The sequence below is a fragment of the Luteimonas colneyensis genome, assembly GCF_014836665.1.
Lineage (GTDB): Bacteria > Pseudomonadota > Gammaproteobacteria > Xanthomonadales > Xanthomonadaceae > Luteimonas > Luteimonas colneyensis.
Genome location: NZ_JACSQJ010000010.1, coordinates 34,389 through 50,010, shown reverse-complemented (window position 1 = coordinate 50,010; position 15,622 = coordinate 34,389). Strand labels below are relative to the sequence as shown.

Annotated in this window: 17 protein-coding genes and 1 riboswitch; of the genes, 3 read left to right on the top strand and 14 right to left on the bottom strand. The window is 71.9% G+C overall.

Annotation, left to right across the window (positions count from 1 at the left end; all coding sequences use genetic code 11):
- Window positions 1-188: 188 nt before the first annotated feature.
- The gene (locus H9645_RS13835; protein WP_191730265.1) at window positions 189-605 is read right to left on the bottom strand and encodes an RNA-binding S4 domain-containing protein; all 417 of its coding nucleotides are present in this window, start codon (window positions 603-605) and stop codon (window positions 189-191) included.
- A gap of 51 nt (window positions 606-656) precedes the next feature.
- On the opposite strand from H9645_RS13835, the gene H9645_RS13830 reads away from it, so the two are divergent.
- Window positions 657-2,141: an MATE family efflux transporter gene (locus H9645_RS13830; RefSeq protein ID WP_191730264.1), complete on the top strand. Its 1,485-nt coding sequence runs from the start codon at window positions 657-659 to the stop codon at window positions 2,139-2,141.
- A gap of 76 nt (window positions 2,142-2,217) precedes the next feature.
- On the opposite strand, the gene rplS is transcribed toward H9645_RS13830, so the two are convergent.
- The 12 genes from rplS to moaA all read right to left on the bottom strand — a co-directional run bounded on the left by rplS (window position 2,218) and on the right by moaA (window position 11,331).
- Window positions 2,218-2,646 (bottom strand): 50S ribosomal protein L19, encoded by a 429-nt coding sequence (rplS, locus tag H9645_RS13825; RefSeq protein WP_189494248.1) that lies wholly within the window; start codon window positions 2,644-2,646, stop codon window positions 2,218-2,220.
- Window positions 2,647-2,772: 126 nt separating this feature from the next.
- On the bottom strand, window positions 2,773-3,555 hold the full coding sequence (gene trmD, locus H9645_RS13820; protein ID WP_191730271.1) for a tRNA (guanosine(37)-N1)-methyltransferase TrmD: 783 nt from the start codon (window positions 3,553-3,555) through the stop codon (window positions 2,773-2,775).
- A gap of 62 nt (window positions 3,556-3,617) precedes the next feature.
- A complete protein-coding gene (gene rimM, locus H9645_RS13815) occupies window positions 3,618-4,130 on the bottom strand; it encodes a ribosome maturation factor RimM (RefSeq protein ID WP_191730263.1) in 513 nt (170 codons plus the stop codon).
- Between the two features lie 40 nt (window positions 4,131-4,170).
- On the bottom strand, window positions 4,171-4,434 hold the full coding sequence (gene rpsP / locus H9645_RS13810; protein WP_191730262.1) for a 30S ribosomal protein S16: 264 nt from the start codon (window positions 4,432-4,434) through the stop codon (window positions 4,171-4,173).
- A gap of 104 nt (window positions 4,435-4,538) precedes the next feature.
- Window positions 4,539-5,378: an aminotransferase class IV gene (locus H9645_RS13805; protein WP_191730261.1), complete on the bottom strand. Its 840-nt coding sequence runs from the start codon at window positions 5,376-5,378 to the stop codon at window positions 4,539-4,541.
- Between the two features lie 16 nt (window positions 5,379-5,394).
- Window positions 5,395-6,762, bottom strand: a complete 1,368-nt coding sequence (gene ffh / locus H9645_RS13800) for a signal recognition particle protein (protein ID WP_191730260.1) — start codon at window positions 6,760-6,762, stop codon at window positions 5,395-5,397.
- A 149-nt stretch (window positions 6,763-6,911) separates the two neighbouring features.
- Window positions 6,912-7,295, bottom strand: a complete 384-nt coding sequence (locus H9645_RS13795; protein WP_191730259.1) for a hypothetical protein — start codon at window positions 7,293-7,295, stop codon at window positions 6,912-6,914.
- Window positions 7,292-7,825, bottom strand: a complete 534-nt coding sequence (locus H9645_RS13790) for a molybdenum cofactor biosynthesis protein MoaE (protein ID WP_191730258.1) — start codon at window positions 7,823-7,825, stop codon at window positions 7,292-7,294. The genes H9645_RS13795 and H9645_RS13790 overlap by 4 nt, the downstream gene beginning before the upstream one ends.
- Window positions 7,826-7,827: 2 nt before the next feature.
- Entirely contained in the window at window positions 7,828-8,076 is a 249-nt protein-coding gene (locus tag H9645_RS13785; RefSeq protein ID WP_318240555.1) for a MoaD/ThiS family protein, read from the bottom strand.
- Between the two features lie 8 nt (window positions 8,077-8,084).
- A complete protein-coding gene (locus H9645_RS13780; RefSeq protein WP_191730270.1) occupies window positions 8,085-9,338 on the bottom strand; it encodes a molybdopterin molybdotransferase MoeA in 1,254 nt (417 codons plus the stop codon).
- Window positions 9,339-9,343: 5 nt separating this feature from the next.
- Window positions 9,344-10,342, bottom strand: a complete 999-nt coding sequence (gene moaCB / locus H9645_RS13775) for a bifunctional molybdenum cofactor biosynthesis protein MoaC/MoaB (protein ID WP_225218282.1) — start codon at window positions 10,340-10,342, stop codon at window positions 9,344-9,346.
- Window positions 10,343-10,350: 8 nt separating this feature from the next.
- Complete coding sequence (moaA, locus tag H9645_RS13770; protein ID WP_191730255.1) at window positions 10,351-11,331, bottom strand: GTP 3',8-cyclase MoaA; 981 nt, start codon at window positions 11,329-11,331, stop codon at window positions 10,351-10,353.
- A 7-nt stretch (window positions 11,332-11,338) separates the two neighbouring features.
- Window positions 11,339-11,445: riboswitch (molybdenum cofactor riboswitch) on the bottom strand.
- A 99-nt stretch (window positions 11,446-11,544) separates the two neighbouring features.
- On the opposite strand from moaA, the gene H9645_RS13765 reads away from it, so the two are divergent.
- Window positions 11,545-12,324: a cytochrome C assembly family protein gene (locus H9645_RS13765; RefSeq protein WP_191730254.1), complete on the top strand. Its 780-nt coding sequence runs from the start codon at window positions 11,545-11,547 to the stop codon at window positions 12,322-12,324.
- A 109-nt stretch (window positions 12,325-12,433) separates the two neighbouring features.
- Here the strand turns inward: H9645_RS13765 and radA are convergent, their stop codons facing one another.
- Window positions 12,434-13,813: a DNA repair protein RadA gene (gene radA, locus H9645_RS13760; RefSeq protein WP_191730253.1), complete on the bottom strand. Its 1,380-nt coding sequence runs from the start codon at window positions 13,811-13,813 to the stop codon at window positions 12,434-12,436.
- A 126-nt stretch (window positions 13,814-13,939) separates the two neighbouring features.
- Between radA and H9645_RS13755 the strand changes: the two genes are divergently transcribed.
- Entirely contained in the window at window positions 13,940-15,616 is a 1,677-nt protein-coding gene (locus tag H9645_RS13755; protein WP_225218281.1) for a GMC oxidoreductase, read from the top strand.
- Window positions 15,617-15,622: the final 6 nt, after the last annotated feature.

Genomic DNA, 15,622 nt, shown 5'->3' with positions numbered 1-15,622 from the left:
GATGCCGGGGGAGCACACCCCCTGTGTGCGCGACGGGCCGCGTACACCACCACGGAGCCGACTTGCATCACGACCCAACCCCGCAAGCATCTCTGGCCTTAGCAGACGCCGATCCAACATCACCACAGCCAGCTCGACCGCGAGCATCTTCCCCTCACCTGGGAGAAGAAGCTTTTTCTTGCCGCCGCTCAGCTCAGGTCGATATCGCCCAGCGCCCGGATCAGGCGCCGCGCCCGCTTGTCCGGGCGATGCTCCGGCGGCCGGTAGCCGTCACGCGCCGCTCGCCGGGCCAGCCGCATCTCCTCGCGCGCCTGCACCGAGGCATCCGACTCGCGGTAGAGCCGCTGCGCGACCGGCGCCGGGCCACGATCGTCCGAAATCCCCAGCACCTCGATCTCGAAGACGTCCTCGCCGCGCACCACGCGCAGCACATCGCCCACCCGCACCATGCGCGAGGCCTTGGGCCGCTGTCCGCCGACTTCGACCTTGCCGGTGTCCACCGCCTGCCTGGCCAGCGTCCGCGTGCGGAAGAAGCGCGCGGCCCAGAGCCACACGTCGATGCGGATGCCGTCTTCGGGTCCCGGTCCAGTCGCCTGCTGCGTCATGCGCTGATTCTAGCGCCGCCCCTGTCACGCCGGCTCTGGCAGGATTCGCCGATGCCACGAACGTCCACGCGCGACCTCACCCACGGCGCCATCGCCCCGACCCTGCTGGTCTTCGCCCTGCCGATCCTCGCCGGCAACGTGCTGCAGTCGCTCAACGGCTCGGTGAACGCGGTCTGGGTCGGTCGCTTCCTCGGCGAGGAAGCGCTGGTGGCGACCGCCAACGCCAACAACATCATGTTCTTCCTGCTGGGCTCGGTGTTCGGCATCGGCATGGCCGCGACCATCCTCGTCGCCCAGGCGATCGGCGCCCGGGATCCGGTGCAGGCGCGACGGGTGATCGGCAGCAGCGCCAGTTTCTTCGGCGCGATATCGCTGCTGGTGGCCGCGGCGGGGCTGCCGCTGGCGCGCCATATCCTGGCCTGGATGGGCACGCCGGAAGCCTCGCTGCCGCTGGCCGAGGCCTACCTGCAGGTGATCTTCCTCGCCGTGCCCTTCCTCTACATGTTCGCCTTCATCAGCGCCGTCCTGCGAGGCGCCGGCGACACCCGCACGCCCTTCGTGTTCCTGGCGCTGGTGGTGGTGATCGACATCATCGTCAACCCGGTGCTGATCTTCGGGCTCGGCCCGTTCCCGGAGATGGGGATCGCCGGTTCGGCGGGAGCCACGCTCGTGGCCAATGCCTGCAGTCTCGCGGCCCTTGTCGCCTGGCTGCGCTGGCGCCGGCATCCGCTGTGGATCCCGCGCGGCGAGCTGCGCGCCTACGTGCCGGACTTCGCCATCGTGCGTGCGCTGGTGGTCAAGGGCGTGCCGATGGGGCTGCAGATGATCCTGGTGTCGCTGGCGATGCTGGTGATGATCAGCATGGTCAATGCCTACGGCGTCGACACCGCATCGGCCTACGGCGCCACGCTGCAGCTCTGGACCTACGTGCAGATGCCGGCGATGGCGATGGGCGCGGCCTGCACTTCGATGGCGGCCCAGAACGTGGGCGCAGGGCGCTGGGACCGGGTCGACGGCACCATGCGCGTGGGCGTGGCCTTCAACTTCCTGCTGACCGGACTGCTGATCGCACCGCTGCTGCTGTTCGGCGAGTCGATCCTGTCGCTGTTCCTGCCGCCGGGCAGCCCGTCGATCGCCGCCGGCCAGCACATCAACCTGGTCGCGATCTGGTCGTTCCTGTTCTTCGGCGTGAACTTCGTGGTCTCGGGCGTGGTGCGCTCGACCGGCGCGGTGGTACCGCCGCTGCTGATCCTGGTGTTCGCGCTGTGGGGCATCCGCGTCCCCTTCGCCAACCTGTTGCAGCCGGCGCTGGGCGCGGATGCGATCTGGCTGAGCTTCCCGGTGAGCGCGCTGTGCGCGATGTTGCTGTCGCTGGCCTACTACCGCTGGGGCCAGTGGCGCGAGGCGCGGATGCTGGCCGGGGACAGGGACACCGACGCCATGGCGATCCCCGCCGAGGTGCCCGCGCAGCCGCCCGCGCCGGTGGCCGACCCTTGCCCGCGCACGCGCGCCGCGGACGCCGCGGCCGGGAGCTGAGCGGGCCCGGGAACGCGAACGGCCGCCCTGCGGCGGCCGTACGGTCCTGCTGGCGGGGCGTGCCCCGTGCCGTGGCTTACTCGGCGGCGGCTTCGGCAGCCGCGGCGGCCTCGGCAGCGGCCTTGGCACGCGCCTTGGCGTTGCCCGCCAGGTCTTCCTTGATGCGCGCCTTGCGGCCCTCGAGCTCGCGCAGGTAGTACAGCTTGCCGGCGCGGACGGCACCGCGGCGCTTCACTTCGACCGAGTCGATCGCGGCGCTGTGGCTCTGGAACACGCGCTCGACGCCGAAGCCGTGGGAAATCTTGCGCACGGTGAACGAGGAGTTCAGGCCGGCGTTCTTCTTCGCGATGACCACGCCCTCGTAGGCCTGGACGCGCTCGCGGTTGCCTTCCTTCACCTTGACGTTGACGATCACGGTGTCGCCGGGGCCGAAGACGGGGAGCTGGCGGGTGGCCTGCTCGGTCTCGAAGGTCTGCAGCAGGGTGTTGAGCGAGGGCTTGTTCATGGTGTGGGATGCCTGTTGGTAGTGCCCTGTGGGCTGTTGTAGCGCGAGTGCACGTGGACCCGCGTCTTGGCGTGGTGACAGCTAGCCGCGCATTGTAACCCGGAGTCTCCCTTTGGCGCTAGGGGCTTAGCTTCCGCCCAGGGGCGGCAGGCCGGCCTCGGCCAGTGCCTCCTCGAGCAGGCGGCGGTCGGCCTTCGCGAGGGTCGCGGGGTCGATGAGGTCCGGCCGCCGCTGCCAGGTGCGCAGCAGCGACTGCTGCCGGCGCCAGCGCGCGATCAGGGCGTGGTTGCCCGACAGCAGCACCGGCGGCACCGTTCCCAGCGCGTGCTCCACCGGGCGGGTGTAGTGCGGGCAGTCCAGCAGCAGCGGGCCGTCGCCACCGTCGACGGACGGCTCGAAGCTGTCCTGGGCGGCGGATTCGGCATCGTTCAGCGCCCCCGGCAGCAGCCGGGCCACGGCGTCCACCACCACCGCGGCGGCCAGTTCGCCGCCCGACAGCACGTAGTCGCCGATCGAGAGCTCTTCGTCGACCTCGGCCGCGAGCAGGCGCTCGTCCACACCCTCGTAACGGCCGCAGAGCAGCACCAGCCGCGGCAGCGCCGCCAGCTCGCGCGCCTTCGCCTGGTCGAACGGGCGGCCCTGCGGGCTCATGTAGACCACGTGCGCCGGCCGGGGATCGGCGGCGCGGACCGCGGCCAGGGTCGTGCGCAGCGGGTCGACCAGCATCACCATGCCGGGCCCTCCGCCGAAGGGCCGGTCGTCGACGCGGCGGTAGTTGCCCTCGGCGTGGTCGCGCGGATTCCAGCCCTGCAGCGCCAGCAGCCCGCGCTCGCCCGCGCGGCCGACCACGCCGTGCCCGGCGACCTGGGCGACGAAGTCGGGGAAGAGGCTGACGATGTCGATGCGCAGGGCGGTGCCGGCGGCGTCCCCGCCTCCGGACACGGGCACGTCGACGCCTGCGCCGACCACGCCTAGAACTCCGGATCCCAGTCGACCGTGACCAGGCCGGCCTCGGAATCCACCGAGACCACGTAGTCCGGGGTCACGAAGGGGATCATGCGCTCACGGTCGCCGCGCGCGACCAGCACGTCGTTGGCGCCGGTGGAGAACAGGTGCGAGACGGTGCCGAAGTCCACGCCCTCGACGTTGGCCACGCGCAGCCCCTCGAGATCGACCCAGTAGTACTCGCCCGGGGCCGGCGGCGGCAGCGCCGAACGCGGCACCCAGACCTCGGTGCCGCGCATGGCCTCGGCCGCGTCCCGGTCCTCGATGCCGGGGATCGTGGCCACCAGGCCCTTGCCGCCTTCGCGGCCGCGTACGCCTTCGAGCTCGCGCTCACGCCCCTGCGCGTCGCGCAGGATCCAGGGCTGGTAGCGGAAGATCGCCCGCTCCGGATCGGTGAACGATTCCAGCTTCAGTTCGCCACGCACGCCAAAGGCGCCGTGGACCCTGCCCAGCAGGATGCGGCGCCCTTGGGTATCCATGTGCAGGATGCGGCCGCGCGCGGAAGGCGCGGCCGGCGCATCAGGCGGCGGTGGCCGCCGCGGCCTTGGCCGCTTCCTTGTACAGGTCGCGGACCTTGTCGGTCAGCTGCGCGCCCTGCTTGACCCAGTGGTCGACGCGGGCGGTGTCGAGCACCACGCGCTGCTCGGCGCCCTGGGCGACGGGGTTGTAGTAGCCCACGCGCTCGATGTTGCGGCCGTCCCGCGCGCTGCGCGAGTCGGTGACGATGATGTGGTAGAAGGGGCGCTTCTTGGCGCCGCCGCGGGTGAGGCGGATCTTGACCATGGTGGTTTCCGTGTTGCCCAGTCGCCAGGATGGCGAGGTAAGCCGGGCATTGTAGCGGAAGCCGCGACGGCGCGCGACACCCTGCCCGGCGCCTGTCCGCGGCCTCAGAACGGCTCGCGCGGGGAGGCGGCGAGCCGTCCGCGCAGCGCCTCCCCGGCTCCCGCGTCGCCACCGAACCGGTGGCCGTCGATCGAGGCGATGTCCTGGATGCCGGTGGAGTTGAGCGCCCAGGCCGCGATGAAGCGCTGCATCGCCGCGACGTGGACGGGCTCCCGGCGTTCCGGCAGGCCTCCCGGGCCGCCAGGGGCTCCCTGCAGCAGCTGCTGCGTCACCCCGTGCAGCGCGGGTCCTTCGGGCCAGACCAGCCCGCCTGCGTCCAGGAAGACGATGTTCCAGAACGTGCCTTCCGCGACACGGCCGTCCGCGGCGACCAGCAGCGCATCGTCGAACCCGGCGTCGCGTGCGGCACGGCGCGCGTCCAGCTGTGGCTCCAGCGCCAGGTGCTTGATGTCGGGGCAGGCGCGGATGCCTGCGTGCGTGCGCAGGCGCAGCGGATGCGCAGCGGCGTGGCGTGGCGCCTCGATGTCAATGCCTGACTCGAGCCGTCCCGCCCCGCTCCCAGCGGGCCCGGCCATGGCCGCGATCGGCATCCACGGGCGGCCATCGCCGCCATCATCGCTTCCACGGGTGTCGGCGCGGATGCGGATGCGGAGCGTGCAGTCGCCCGCCTCCATGCCCGCCCTGGCCAGCGCCCTGCGGGCTTCCGCACGCAGCGCGCCCGCGTCGGGCGCGGCGCCGTAGAGTTCGCGGGATGCCCCGACCAGGCGCGCGATGTGCAGGTCGCGGCCCTGTACCCGGCCACCCCGCAGTTGCATCGTGGTGAAGTGCCCGGCGCTGGCCGGATCGCCGGGGGCGATGGCGTCCCGGTCGGGCGTTCCGGTCATGGGGCCGCCGCGGACCTCAGCGGAACGGCATCGCGCCGCGCCCGCCCATCATTCCCTGCAGGCCGCGCATCATGCCCTTCATGCCGCCGCGGCCCAGCTTGCCCATCATCTTTTCCATCTGCTGGTACTGCTTCATCAGCTTGTTGACGTCGGCCGGCGTGACGCCGGACCCGGCGGCGATGCGCTTGCGGCGCGAGCCGTTGAGCAGCGCCGGGTTGCGGCGTTCCTTCTTCGTCATCGAGTTGATGATCGCGACCATGCGCGGCACTTCCTTGCCGGTGACCTGATTCTTCACCGCGTCGGGGATCTGGCCCATGCCCGGCAGCTTGTCCATCAGGCCGTGGATGCCGCCCATGCCCTGCATCTGCTCGAGCTGGTCGCGCATGTCGTTGAGGTCGAACTTCTTGCCCTTGGCGACCTTCTCGGCGAGCTTCTGCGCCTTGTCCTTGTCGACCTGGCTTTCCACCTGCTCGACCAGCGACAGCACGTCGCCCATGTCGAGGATTCGGCTGGCGATGCGGTCGGGGTGGAAGACGTCGAGGCCGTCGACCTTCTCGCCGGTGCCGATGAACTTGATCGGACGCCCGGTGATGTAGCGCACGGAGAGCGCCGCGCCGCCGCGGGCGTCGCCGTCGGTCTTGGTCAGCACCACGCCGGTCAGCGGCAGCGCCTCGCTGAAGGCCTTGGCGGTGTTGGCCGCGTCCTGGCCGGTCATGGCGTCGACCACGAACAGGGTTTCGACCGGATTGACCGCGGCGTGCAGCGCCTTGATCTCGGCCATCATCGCCTCGTCGATGGCGAGGCGGCCGGCGGTGTCGACCAGCAGCACGTCGATGAAGGACTTCCTCGCGTCCTCGATCGCGGCGCGGACGATGTCGACCGGCTTCTGCGCGGCGTCGGACGGGAAGAAGCGCACGTCGACCTGCTGCGCCAGCGTTTCCAGCTGTGCGATGGCGGCCGGACGGTAGACGTCGGCGCTGACCACCATGACCTTCTTCTTCCGCTTCTCCTTCAGGAGCTTGGCGAGCTTGCCGACGGTGGTGGTCTTGCCCGCGCCCTGCAGGCCGGCCATCAGCACGACCGCGGGCGCCGGCACGTTGAGGTTGAGGTCGCTGGCCTGCGCGCCCATGACCGCGGTCAGCTCGTCGCGCACGACCTTGATCAGGGCCTGGCCGGGCGTCAGCGACTTCAGCACTTCCTGTCCGACCGCGCGCACCTTGATGCGCTCGATCAGGGCCTGGACCACGGGCAGCGCCACGTCGGCCTCGAGCAGGGCGATGCGGACTTCGCGGGTGGCCTCGCGGATGTTCTCCTCGGTCAGCCGGCCGCGGCCGCGCAGGCGCTCGATGGTGCCGGAGAGGCGCTGGGTGAGGGATTCGAACATGCGGGGACCTGGGGCGTGGGGACTGCGGGCCGGGCAGTATAGCTTTCGGGTAGGCGGCCTTTCGCCCGGCGGCCCCGTGTCCCTGTAGGAGCAGCTACAGCTGCGACCCGCGCGCGGCTGCGGCCCGCCGGTCGCAGCTGTAGCTGCTCCTACAGGGGCGCTGGGCCGCGGGTGGGATCGGGGGGCCGGCGGCGCGCCGGCGCGCCGCGGCGGCGGACGCTGTCGCGGACGTCGACTTCGAAGGACAGCGCCAGCGGGGCATCGCCCCCCTCGAAGGTGAATTCCAGCGCGTCGCGGCAGGGCAGCCGCGCCACGTAGTCCCGCACCGCGGCCTCGGGCAGGCCGAAGCGCCAGCCGTCGCCGTCGGCAGCGAAGGTCGGCGCATCGCCCTGGACCATGGCCAGCCCCTGGCGCAGCACCGCGCCGGCGCCTGCACCGGTCACGTTGTCGACCCGTTCCCCGGCCAGCAGGCTCGCGAGCTCGTCCTCGCCGATGCGCAGGCGCAGCGACTGTCCCTGGAGCTGGACCTTCATCGCGCCGGCGCTCCGCCAGGCGGCGCACCGCCCGCATCGGCACCGTGCGCGTGGCCATGGCCGCCGTCCGCCGCACCCTCGTCCGCGCCGCACAGCGAACAGCCCTCGCTCCACACGCTGTCGCCGTCCTCGTAGTGTTCCTGCTTCCAGATCGGGCTGGTGTGCTTCACGCGCTCGATCAGCTCGCGGCAGGCGCGGAAGGCCTCGTCGCGGTGTGGGGTGCCGGCGGCGATCACCACTGCCAGGTCGCCTACGCCGAGCCGGCCCTTCGCGTGCGCCACGTACAGCTTCACCTTCGGCCCGAAGCGCGTGTCCATGTCCTCGCAGATTCCGCGGAAGCCGTTCAGCGCCAGCGGCTCGAACATGTCGTAGCTGACGCCGGTGACCACGCGGCCGTGGTTCAGGTCGCGCACGCGGCCGGCGAACATGGTCATGCCGCCGAAGCCCGGGTCGGACACGAATGCGATCGCCGCGGCCGGATCCAGTGGACCCTCCGCGATGTCGGTCACCGCGCAGTGGAAGCGCTCCATGCTCAGCCTCCGCTCACCGGCGGCAGCACCGCCATCGCCACGCCTTCGGGCACCGGTTCCGCATCGCGCAGCACCGTGGTCTCGCTGGCGAAGGCCGAGGCCTTCAGCAGCTCCGGCCGGTAGGCCGGCCAGTGCTCGCGCGCGTGGCGGTCGAGGGCCTCGCGCAGGTCGGCCACGCGGGCATCCACGGGCAGCTCCAGCTCCAGCGTCCCGCCGGCATCGTACGCCCGGAAGGCGCCAAACAGCTTCACTTCGACCTTCACTCCAGCCCCTCTCCGATCATCGGGGCCTCCAGGTGCCCCGGCCCGTACACGTCGACCATCTCGCCCGCCTCCAGCGCCATCGCATCCACCGGCACCACGATCCAGGCGTTCGCCAGCAGCAGCGGCAGCACCTTGAACGACTCCTGCCCCTTCAGCACCCGCGCGGACAGGCGGCCGCCATCAAGCTCGACCAGGCCCTTGAGGTGGAAACGCAGCGCGGCGCGCTTGCTCCAGGGCGCGGCCAGCGGCATCCGCAGCGGCTGCTCGGGCGCCATGCCCGACATCGCGCGCAGCGCGGCCTCGGCGAAGAAGCGGAAGCCGACCGCGCCAGACGCCGGGTTGCCCGGCAGGCCGAAGTACAGCGCGCCGCCGGCCAGGCGCGCGAACAGCAGCGGCCGGCCGGGGCGGATCTGCACCTTGTGGAACAGGATGTCGGCGCCGGCGGCGCGCAGCGCATCGGGGACGAAGTCGTGGCGGCCCATCGACACCGCGCCGGTGCTCAGCACCACGTCGGCACCGGCATCGAGTGCGCGCCCGAGCACGTCGAGGAAGACCGCGGGCTCGTCGGTGACCGTCTCGCGCAGGACCACTTCGCCACCCGCGGCCTCGACCCGCGCCGCCAGGTAGGGCCCGTTGCTGTTGCGGATCTCGCCCGAGGCGAGCGGGCGCGCCGGATCGTCGACCAGCTCGCGGCCGGTGTTGATGATCGCAACCCGCACGCGGCGCCGCACGGCGACCGTAGTCGCGCCCAGCGACGCCAGCACCATCCGCTCGTTCGCGCCGATGCGGCGGCCCGCAGGCACCGCCGGGGCGCCGCGGGCGATGTCCTCGGCGCGCAGGCGCACGTTGTCGCCGGGGGCCACGTCGGCGGCCAGCCGGATCAGGCGCGGGCGCCCCTCGCCATCGCGCTCGAGGATCTCCACGCGCTCGATCGGCACCACGCTGTCCAGCCCCGCGGGCATGCGCGCGCCGGTCATGATCTCCCAGGCGCCCTCGCCCGCGATCGCGGCGGCGTCACCGGCCACCTGCGAACCGCGCACCTCGAATTCGCGCCCCGCGGCCAGCACCGCACCCGCGGCACGCAGCGCGAAGCCGTCCATCGCGGAGTTGTCGAAGGGCGGGAGGTCGACGCCGCTGTCGACCGGTTCGGCCAGCACCAGGCCCTGCGCGTCCTCCGGTGCGCGGCGCTCGACCGGCAGCGCCCGTGCCTCGCGCAGCACGACGGCCAGCGCATCTTCGTAGGAAAGCACCGCGCTCACGGATGGCCCTCGCCGTCGACCATCGCCAACGCATGCGCCAGCAGCGGCGCGAGGATGTCCATGCCCTGCTTCGCGGCGCGCTGGCTGCCCGGCAGGGCGAACACCAGCATGCCGCCGACCTGCACCACTTCGGCGCGGCTCAGCCAGGCCAGCGGCGTGTGCTTCGCGCTCTCGCTGCGGAACATCTCGGCCAGGCCGTCGACGCTGCGGTCGGCGGCCGCGCGCAGCGCTTCCGGCGTCGCGTCCTTCGGCCCGAGTCCGGTGCCGCCGGTGCACAGCGCGATGCGCACGCCCTCACCGGCCAGCGCGCGCAGGCGCCCGGCCAGCGGCTCGATACCGTCGGGCAGGATTTCGGCATCGGACACGCGCGCGCCCAGGCGTCGCAGGCCGTCCACCAGCACCGGGCCAGACCGGTCGGCGTACTCGCCGCGGCTGGCGCGGTCGCTGAGGGTCAGCACCGCGCAGGGCACGTCGTCGAGCCGCGCGAGGTCGCGTGGACCGTAATGCGCGCGCTCGTCGTCGTCCATGCCCTCGGGGTGCAGCCACAGCCCGCTCTTGCCGCCTTCCTTGAACAGCAGGCGGATGCCACCGATGCCCAGCGCGGGCTCCACCGGCTTGGTCAGGTCATACAGCGTCAGCAGCGCGGCGTTCGCGCCCGCCAGCGCTTCCATCTCGACGCCGGTGCGCGCTTCGGTGGCGCATTCGCAGTACACGCGGATGGCGTGGCGCTCCGGCACCGGCACGCAGCGCACCTGCACCAGTTCCAGCGGCAGCGGATGGCATAGCGGCATCAGCGCGGAGGCCATCTTCGCGCCCTGCAGGCCGGCGATCTCGGCCATCACCAGCGCATCGCCCTTGGGCAGGCGGCGCTCGACGATCAGCGGGAAGGCGTCGGGGCCGGCGGCCAGCTCGCCCACGGCCACCGCGCGGCGGCGGGTGGGTCGCTTGTTGCGGATGTCGGCCATGTGGAACGCGGCCGGACTGTCGTTGCCCATGCGGTGGCTCATCCTCCGATGGAAGCCAGGTGGGGAGTGAGGCCGGTCTCGCCCTGGTGGAGGCCGTGACCGGCGGCCTTGAGGCCGAGCTGGGTGGAAATGCGCGCCACCAGCGCGTCGAAGTCGTCGTCGGACTGCAGCAGTTCGCGCAGGCCGATGCCGAAGTCGCCGAACAGGCACAGCCGCAGGTCGCCGCGCGCGGTCACCCGCAGCCGGTTGCAGCCGGCGCAGAAGTCCTTCGAGTACGGGGCGATGATGCCGATGCGGCCGCGGTAGCCGGGGTGTGCGTACTCGCGCGCCGGCCCTGCATCGGGGGGGCGCGGCCGCAGCGACCAGCCGGCGGCAAGCAGCTGGTCCTCGATCACCTCCGCGCGCACGTGGTGGCGCTCGAAGAATTCGCGGTTGTCGCCGGTGCGCATCAGCTCGATGAAGCGGATCGCGACGTCGCGTTCGCGCAGGTAGTCGAACCAGGCCGGCAGTTCGTCGTCGTTGCGGCCGCGCAGCAGCACGGCGTTGAGCTTGACCGAGTCGAAGCCCAGGCCCAGCGCCATCTCCACGCCTTCGGTGACCTCGGCGAAGCGGTCGTGCCCGGTGATCGCATGGAAGCGCTCCGCATCGAGCGTATCGAGGCTGACGTTGAGCGCGGTCAGGCCGGCCTCGCGCCAGGCGCCGACGTGGCGCGGCAGGTGGGTGCCATTGGTGGTGATGGCGACGCGGCGGATGCCCGGCACCGAGGCCACGGCCGAGATGATCGGCAGCAGGTCCTTGCGCAGCGTCGGCTCGCCGCCGGTCAGGCGCAGCTTGGTCATGCCGAGCGCGGCGAAGCCGCGGACCAGGCGCCGGATCTCGTCGAGCTCGAGGAAGCGCGCCCGGCCCTCGGCGCGATAGCCGTCCGGCAGGCAGTAGCTGCAGCGGTAGTTGCAGGCCTCCGTCAGCGAGAGGCGCAGATAGGGGAACGACCGTCCGAACCGGTCGACCAGGGCCACCATCGATGTGCTCCATTCCGATACGGGGAGGCCGGCCCGTTTCCAGTCCGACCCGGTGGCCCGGAGGCCACGGCCCGGTCGCCATATCCGGATGGACACAGGCGGCCGGGCTTGGAGTCGCGGGGCCGGAGCCCCGCTTGCCGTCCAGCATAGCCGCTCCACGTGCAACCTGCCGTGCGCGTTCAGGTGGAACACGCCATGTGCGAAACTGCGCGGATGATTCCCGTCCTCGTTTCAGTCGCGCTCTACCTCCTGGCGACCGGCCTGCTGGTCGGCGGGATCCGCGGGACTGCCGGCCGCGCCTGGCTGCCCGTGGTCATCGCGGCGATGCTGCTGCATGCGCTCGAGCACGTGCTCGCCTGGCGCCGGATCGGCGGCGCGGACATGCATTTCTTCGCCGCGCTGTCGCTGGTGACCCTGGGCATGGCGGCGCTGACCACCGCCGTGGGCGCGCGCGGGCGCATGGCCTCGCTGGGCATGGTGGTTTTCCCGCTGGCGGCGGCGGCCCTGCTCGGAACCCACCTGCACGGCCACCGGGCTCCGGAACCGATGGACTGGCGCCTGCAGCTGCACGCATGGCTGGCCCTGCTGGCCTACGCCACGCTGGCGGTGGCGGCGCTGCTGGCGGTGGGTCTCTGGCTGCAGGAACGCGCGCTCAGCCGCCGCGAGATCCACGGCTGGCTGCGCGCGCTGCCGCCGCTGGTGGAGCTCGAAACGCTGCTGTTCCGCACCATCGGCGTGGGCTTCGTGCTGCTGAGCGCGACGCTCCTGACCGGCATCCTGTTCGTCGAGAACCTGCTGGCCCAGCACCTCGTGCACAAGACCGTGCTCAGCCTGCTGTCGTGGCTGGTGTTCGGCGTGCTGCTGCTGGGCCGCTGGCGCCAGGGCTGGCGCGGCCGCACGGCGGTGCGCTGGACCCTGGCGGCGATGGTCCTGCTGGTCCTGGCCTTCTTCGGCAGCAAGTTCGTGCTGGAGCTGGTCCTGCAGCGCGCCTGACGACACCCCCGACCACCCTGCAGTAGCAGCTACAGCTGCGACCGGGGTTGGCGACAAGGCGGTCGCAGCTGTAGCTGCTCCTACAGGGGCAGTCCTCGCGGGTTGGCGGTTATCCGGCGGCGTCGATGGCGTCGGCCAGGCGTTCGACCGCGACCACCTCCAGGCCCTTGTAGGCGCCGGACTTCGGCGCATTGGCCTTCGGAACGATCGCGCGGGCGAAGCCGTGGGTCGCGGCCTCCTTCAGCCGCTCCTCGCCGTTTGGCACGGGACGGATCTCGCCCGACAGGCCGACCTCGCCGAAGGCGATGGTCTTGTCCGCCAGCGGCCGGTCCTGCAGCGAGGACAACACCGACAGCAGCACCGGCAGGTCGGCCGCGGTCTCCTGCACACGGATGCCACCGACGACGTTGACGAACACGTCCTGGTCCCCGGTGGCGATGCCACCATGCCGGTGCAGCACCGCCAGCAGCATCGCCAGCCGGTTCTGCTCCATGCCCACCGCCACGCGGCGCGGGTTGGACAGCGGCGAGGAATCGACCAGGGCCTGTACCTCGACCAGCAGCGGCCGCGTGCCCTCGCGGGTCACCATCACGCAGCTGCCGGGCTGGCGCGAGCCGCCGGAGAGGAAGATCGCCGACGGGTTCGGCACTTCCTTCAGCCCCTTGTCGCCCATCGCGAACACGCCGAGCTCGTTGACCGCGCCGAAGCGGTTCTTGAACGCGCGCAGCACCCGGAAGCGGCTCCCCGAGTCGCCCTCGAAATAGAGCACCGCGTCGACCATGTGCTCGAGCACGCGCGGGCCTGCGATGCCGCCCTCCTTGGTGACGTGGCCGACAAGGAACACCGCGGTGCCGGTTTCCTTGGCGTAGCGCACCAGCCGCGCCGCCGACTCGCGCACCTGGCTGACCGAGCCGGGCGCCGCGGTGAGGGTTTCGGTCCAAAGCGTCTGCACCGAGTCGGCCACGATCAGGCGCGGCCGGAGCTTCACGGCATGGCCGAGGATGTGCTCGACGCAGGTCTCGGCCAGCGCGTTGACGCCGTCCAGCGGCAGCCCCAGGCGATGCCCGCGGCCGGCGACCTGCGCCAGCGATTCCTCGCCGGTGACGTACAGCCCCGGCAGCGCCGCCGACATGCTGGCCACCGCCTGCAGCAGCAGGGTCGACTTGCCGATGCCCGGGTCGCCGCCGACCAGCACCACGGCGCCCTCGACCAGGCCGCCGCCGAGCACGCGGTCGAACTCGCCGATGCCGGTGGTCACCCGCACCTCGTCGGCCTGGCGAACCCCGGCCAGCGGGGTGACCTTGGGCGCCTCGGCCTTGCCGGCCCAGCCGCCGCGGCGCGCCGGCGCGGCGGCCTTCGCCGAGGCGGCGGTCTCCAGCACGATCTCCGACAGCGTGTCCCAGGCCCCGCAGGCCCCGCACTGCCCCTGCCACTTGCTGAAATCGGCGCCGCATTCGTTGCAGACGTAGGCGGTCCTCGCCTTGGCCATCATCTGTACCCACGGGGGAAGGAAGCGCAGGATACCGGCCGCCCGTCGCAGGGGATGAGCGTGGCCGCTGCCCCGATGGATCGACGTTTCCACTGGACGGCGCCACCATTGCCTGGAACCGACTCCTTGATCCTCGACTTCCTCGATCCGTCCACGCCAGGCGATCATCTGTGCGACATCTGCATCATCGGCGCCGGGCCCGCGGGCCTGGTGATCGCGAGCATGTTCGCCGGCAGCCGCTTCAGCGTCTGCGTGCTCGAAAGCGGCGGGCAGGACAGCGAGCGCGACATCCAGGCGCTCAACGAGGGCGACTCGGTCGGCCCCGTGGCCTTCGACCCCGCGCTCTGTCGACTGCGCGCGCTCGGCGGCAGCTCCCGGCTGTGGGGCGGAGGCTGCGTGCCCCTCGCGCGCATGGACATGGCCGCGCGGGACTGGGTGCCCTGCAGCGGCTGGCCGATCGATTTCGATGAGCTCGCGACGTGGTGGACGGGCGCCAGGGAGCTGCTCGGGATCGACGCACGCCACGGGATCGGCGACGGCAGCTTCGGCAACGCGCATTTCGACCACGCGCTTCCCCTGCGCGACGACCTGACCGCGGACCGCGTCTGCTTCATCAGCCCGGTCATGTTCGAGTCGCAGTACCGGAAGCTGCTGGAGAAATCCGCCAACATCACCCTGCTGTTCCATGCCACGGCCACCGAACTGGCGGCCGCTCCCGGTGCTGGCCACGTGCAGGCGGCCACCATCCGCAACCTGGACGGACGGCGCGGCAGCGTGCGTGCTCGGCACTACGTGCTGGCCACCGGCGGGATCGAGAACGCGCGGCTGCTGCTGGCCTCCGACAGCGTGGCCCCGCAGGGCCTCGGCAACCGGCACGACCAGGTCGGCCGCCACTTCATGGACCATCCCCGCTGCCTCGCCGGGCAGGTGGTCGATGGCGACCTGTGGACGCTGCTGCGGCCCTACAACAGCGACGACCAGCGGCGCAGGCTGCCGCTCTACCGCGAACTGTCGCTGTCCGAGCGCGTGCAGCGTGAGCGCCGCCTCCTCAACGCCCGTGCCCGGCCCTATCCGGTCGCCGGTGCCGTTCCGACCGGGCTGCAGGCCCTGCGCGAACTGCGCGCGACGTTCCGGCCCAGCCCCGCGGGCCCGGGGACCAGCATCGACGTCGAGTACAAGGTCCAGCGCGCGCTCGCGGTGGGCCTGCCCGAGCCATCCCCGCCGGTGCTGGCCTCAGGCCGCCGGCGCGCGCGCCTGATGCTGAGCGTGGGCATGAATGCCGGGCACGTCGCCGGCGCACTCGCCCGCCGCCTGAGGCGCAGGCCGCTGCACGGCTGCCAGCGCGTGGACCTGATGACCTACTTCGAGCAGTCGCCCAACCGCGACAGCAGGATCACGCTGTCCGATTCCCGCGACGCGCTGGGCATGCGCAAGGTCCGCGTGGACTGGCGCCTGACCGACCTCGACTATGCCTCCTACCGCACCAGCGCCAGCCTGCTCGGCGAAGAGACCGCGCGCTGCTGCGGCGGCCGCTTCGAACCCGCGCCCTGGGTCCGCGACCCGATGGTCCAGCCGGACGTGGTCGGCACCGCGCACCATATCGGCACCACGCGCATGTCGCTGCGCCCCGAGGACGGCGTGGTCGATCCCGACTGCCGCGTCCACGGCATCGACAACCTCCACGTCGCCGGAAGCTCGGTCTTCCCGACCGGCGGCTGGGCCTTCCCGACCTTCACCATCGTCGCGCTGGCGATGCGCCTGGCCGACCGGCTGCGCACCGGCCTGGAAATCGTCGGCCTCTGAGCCTTT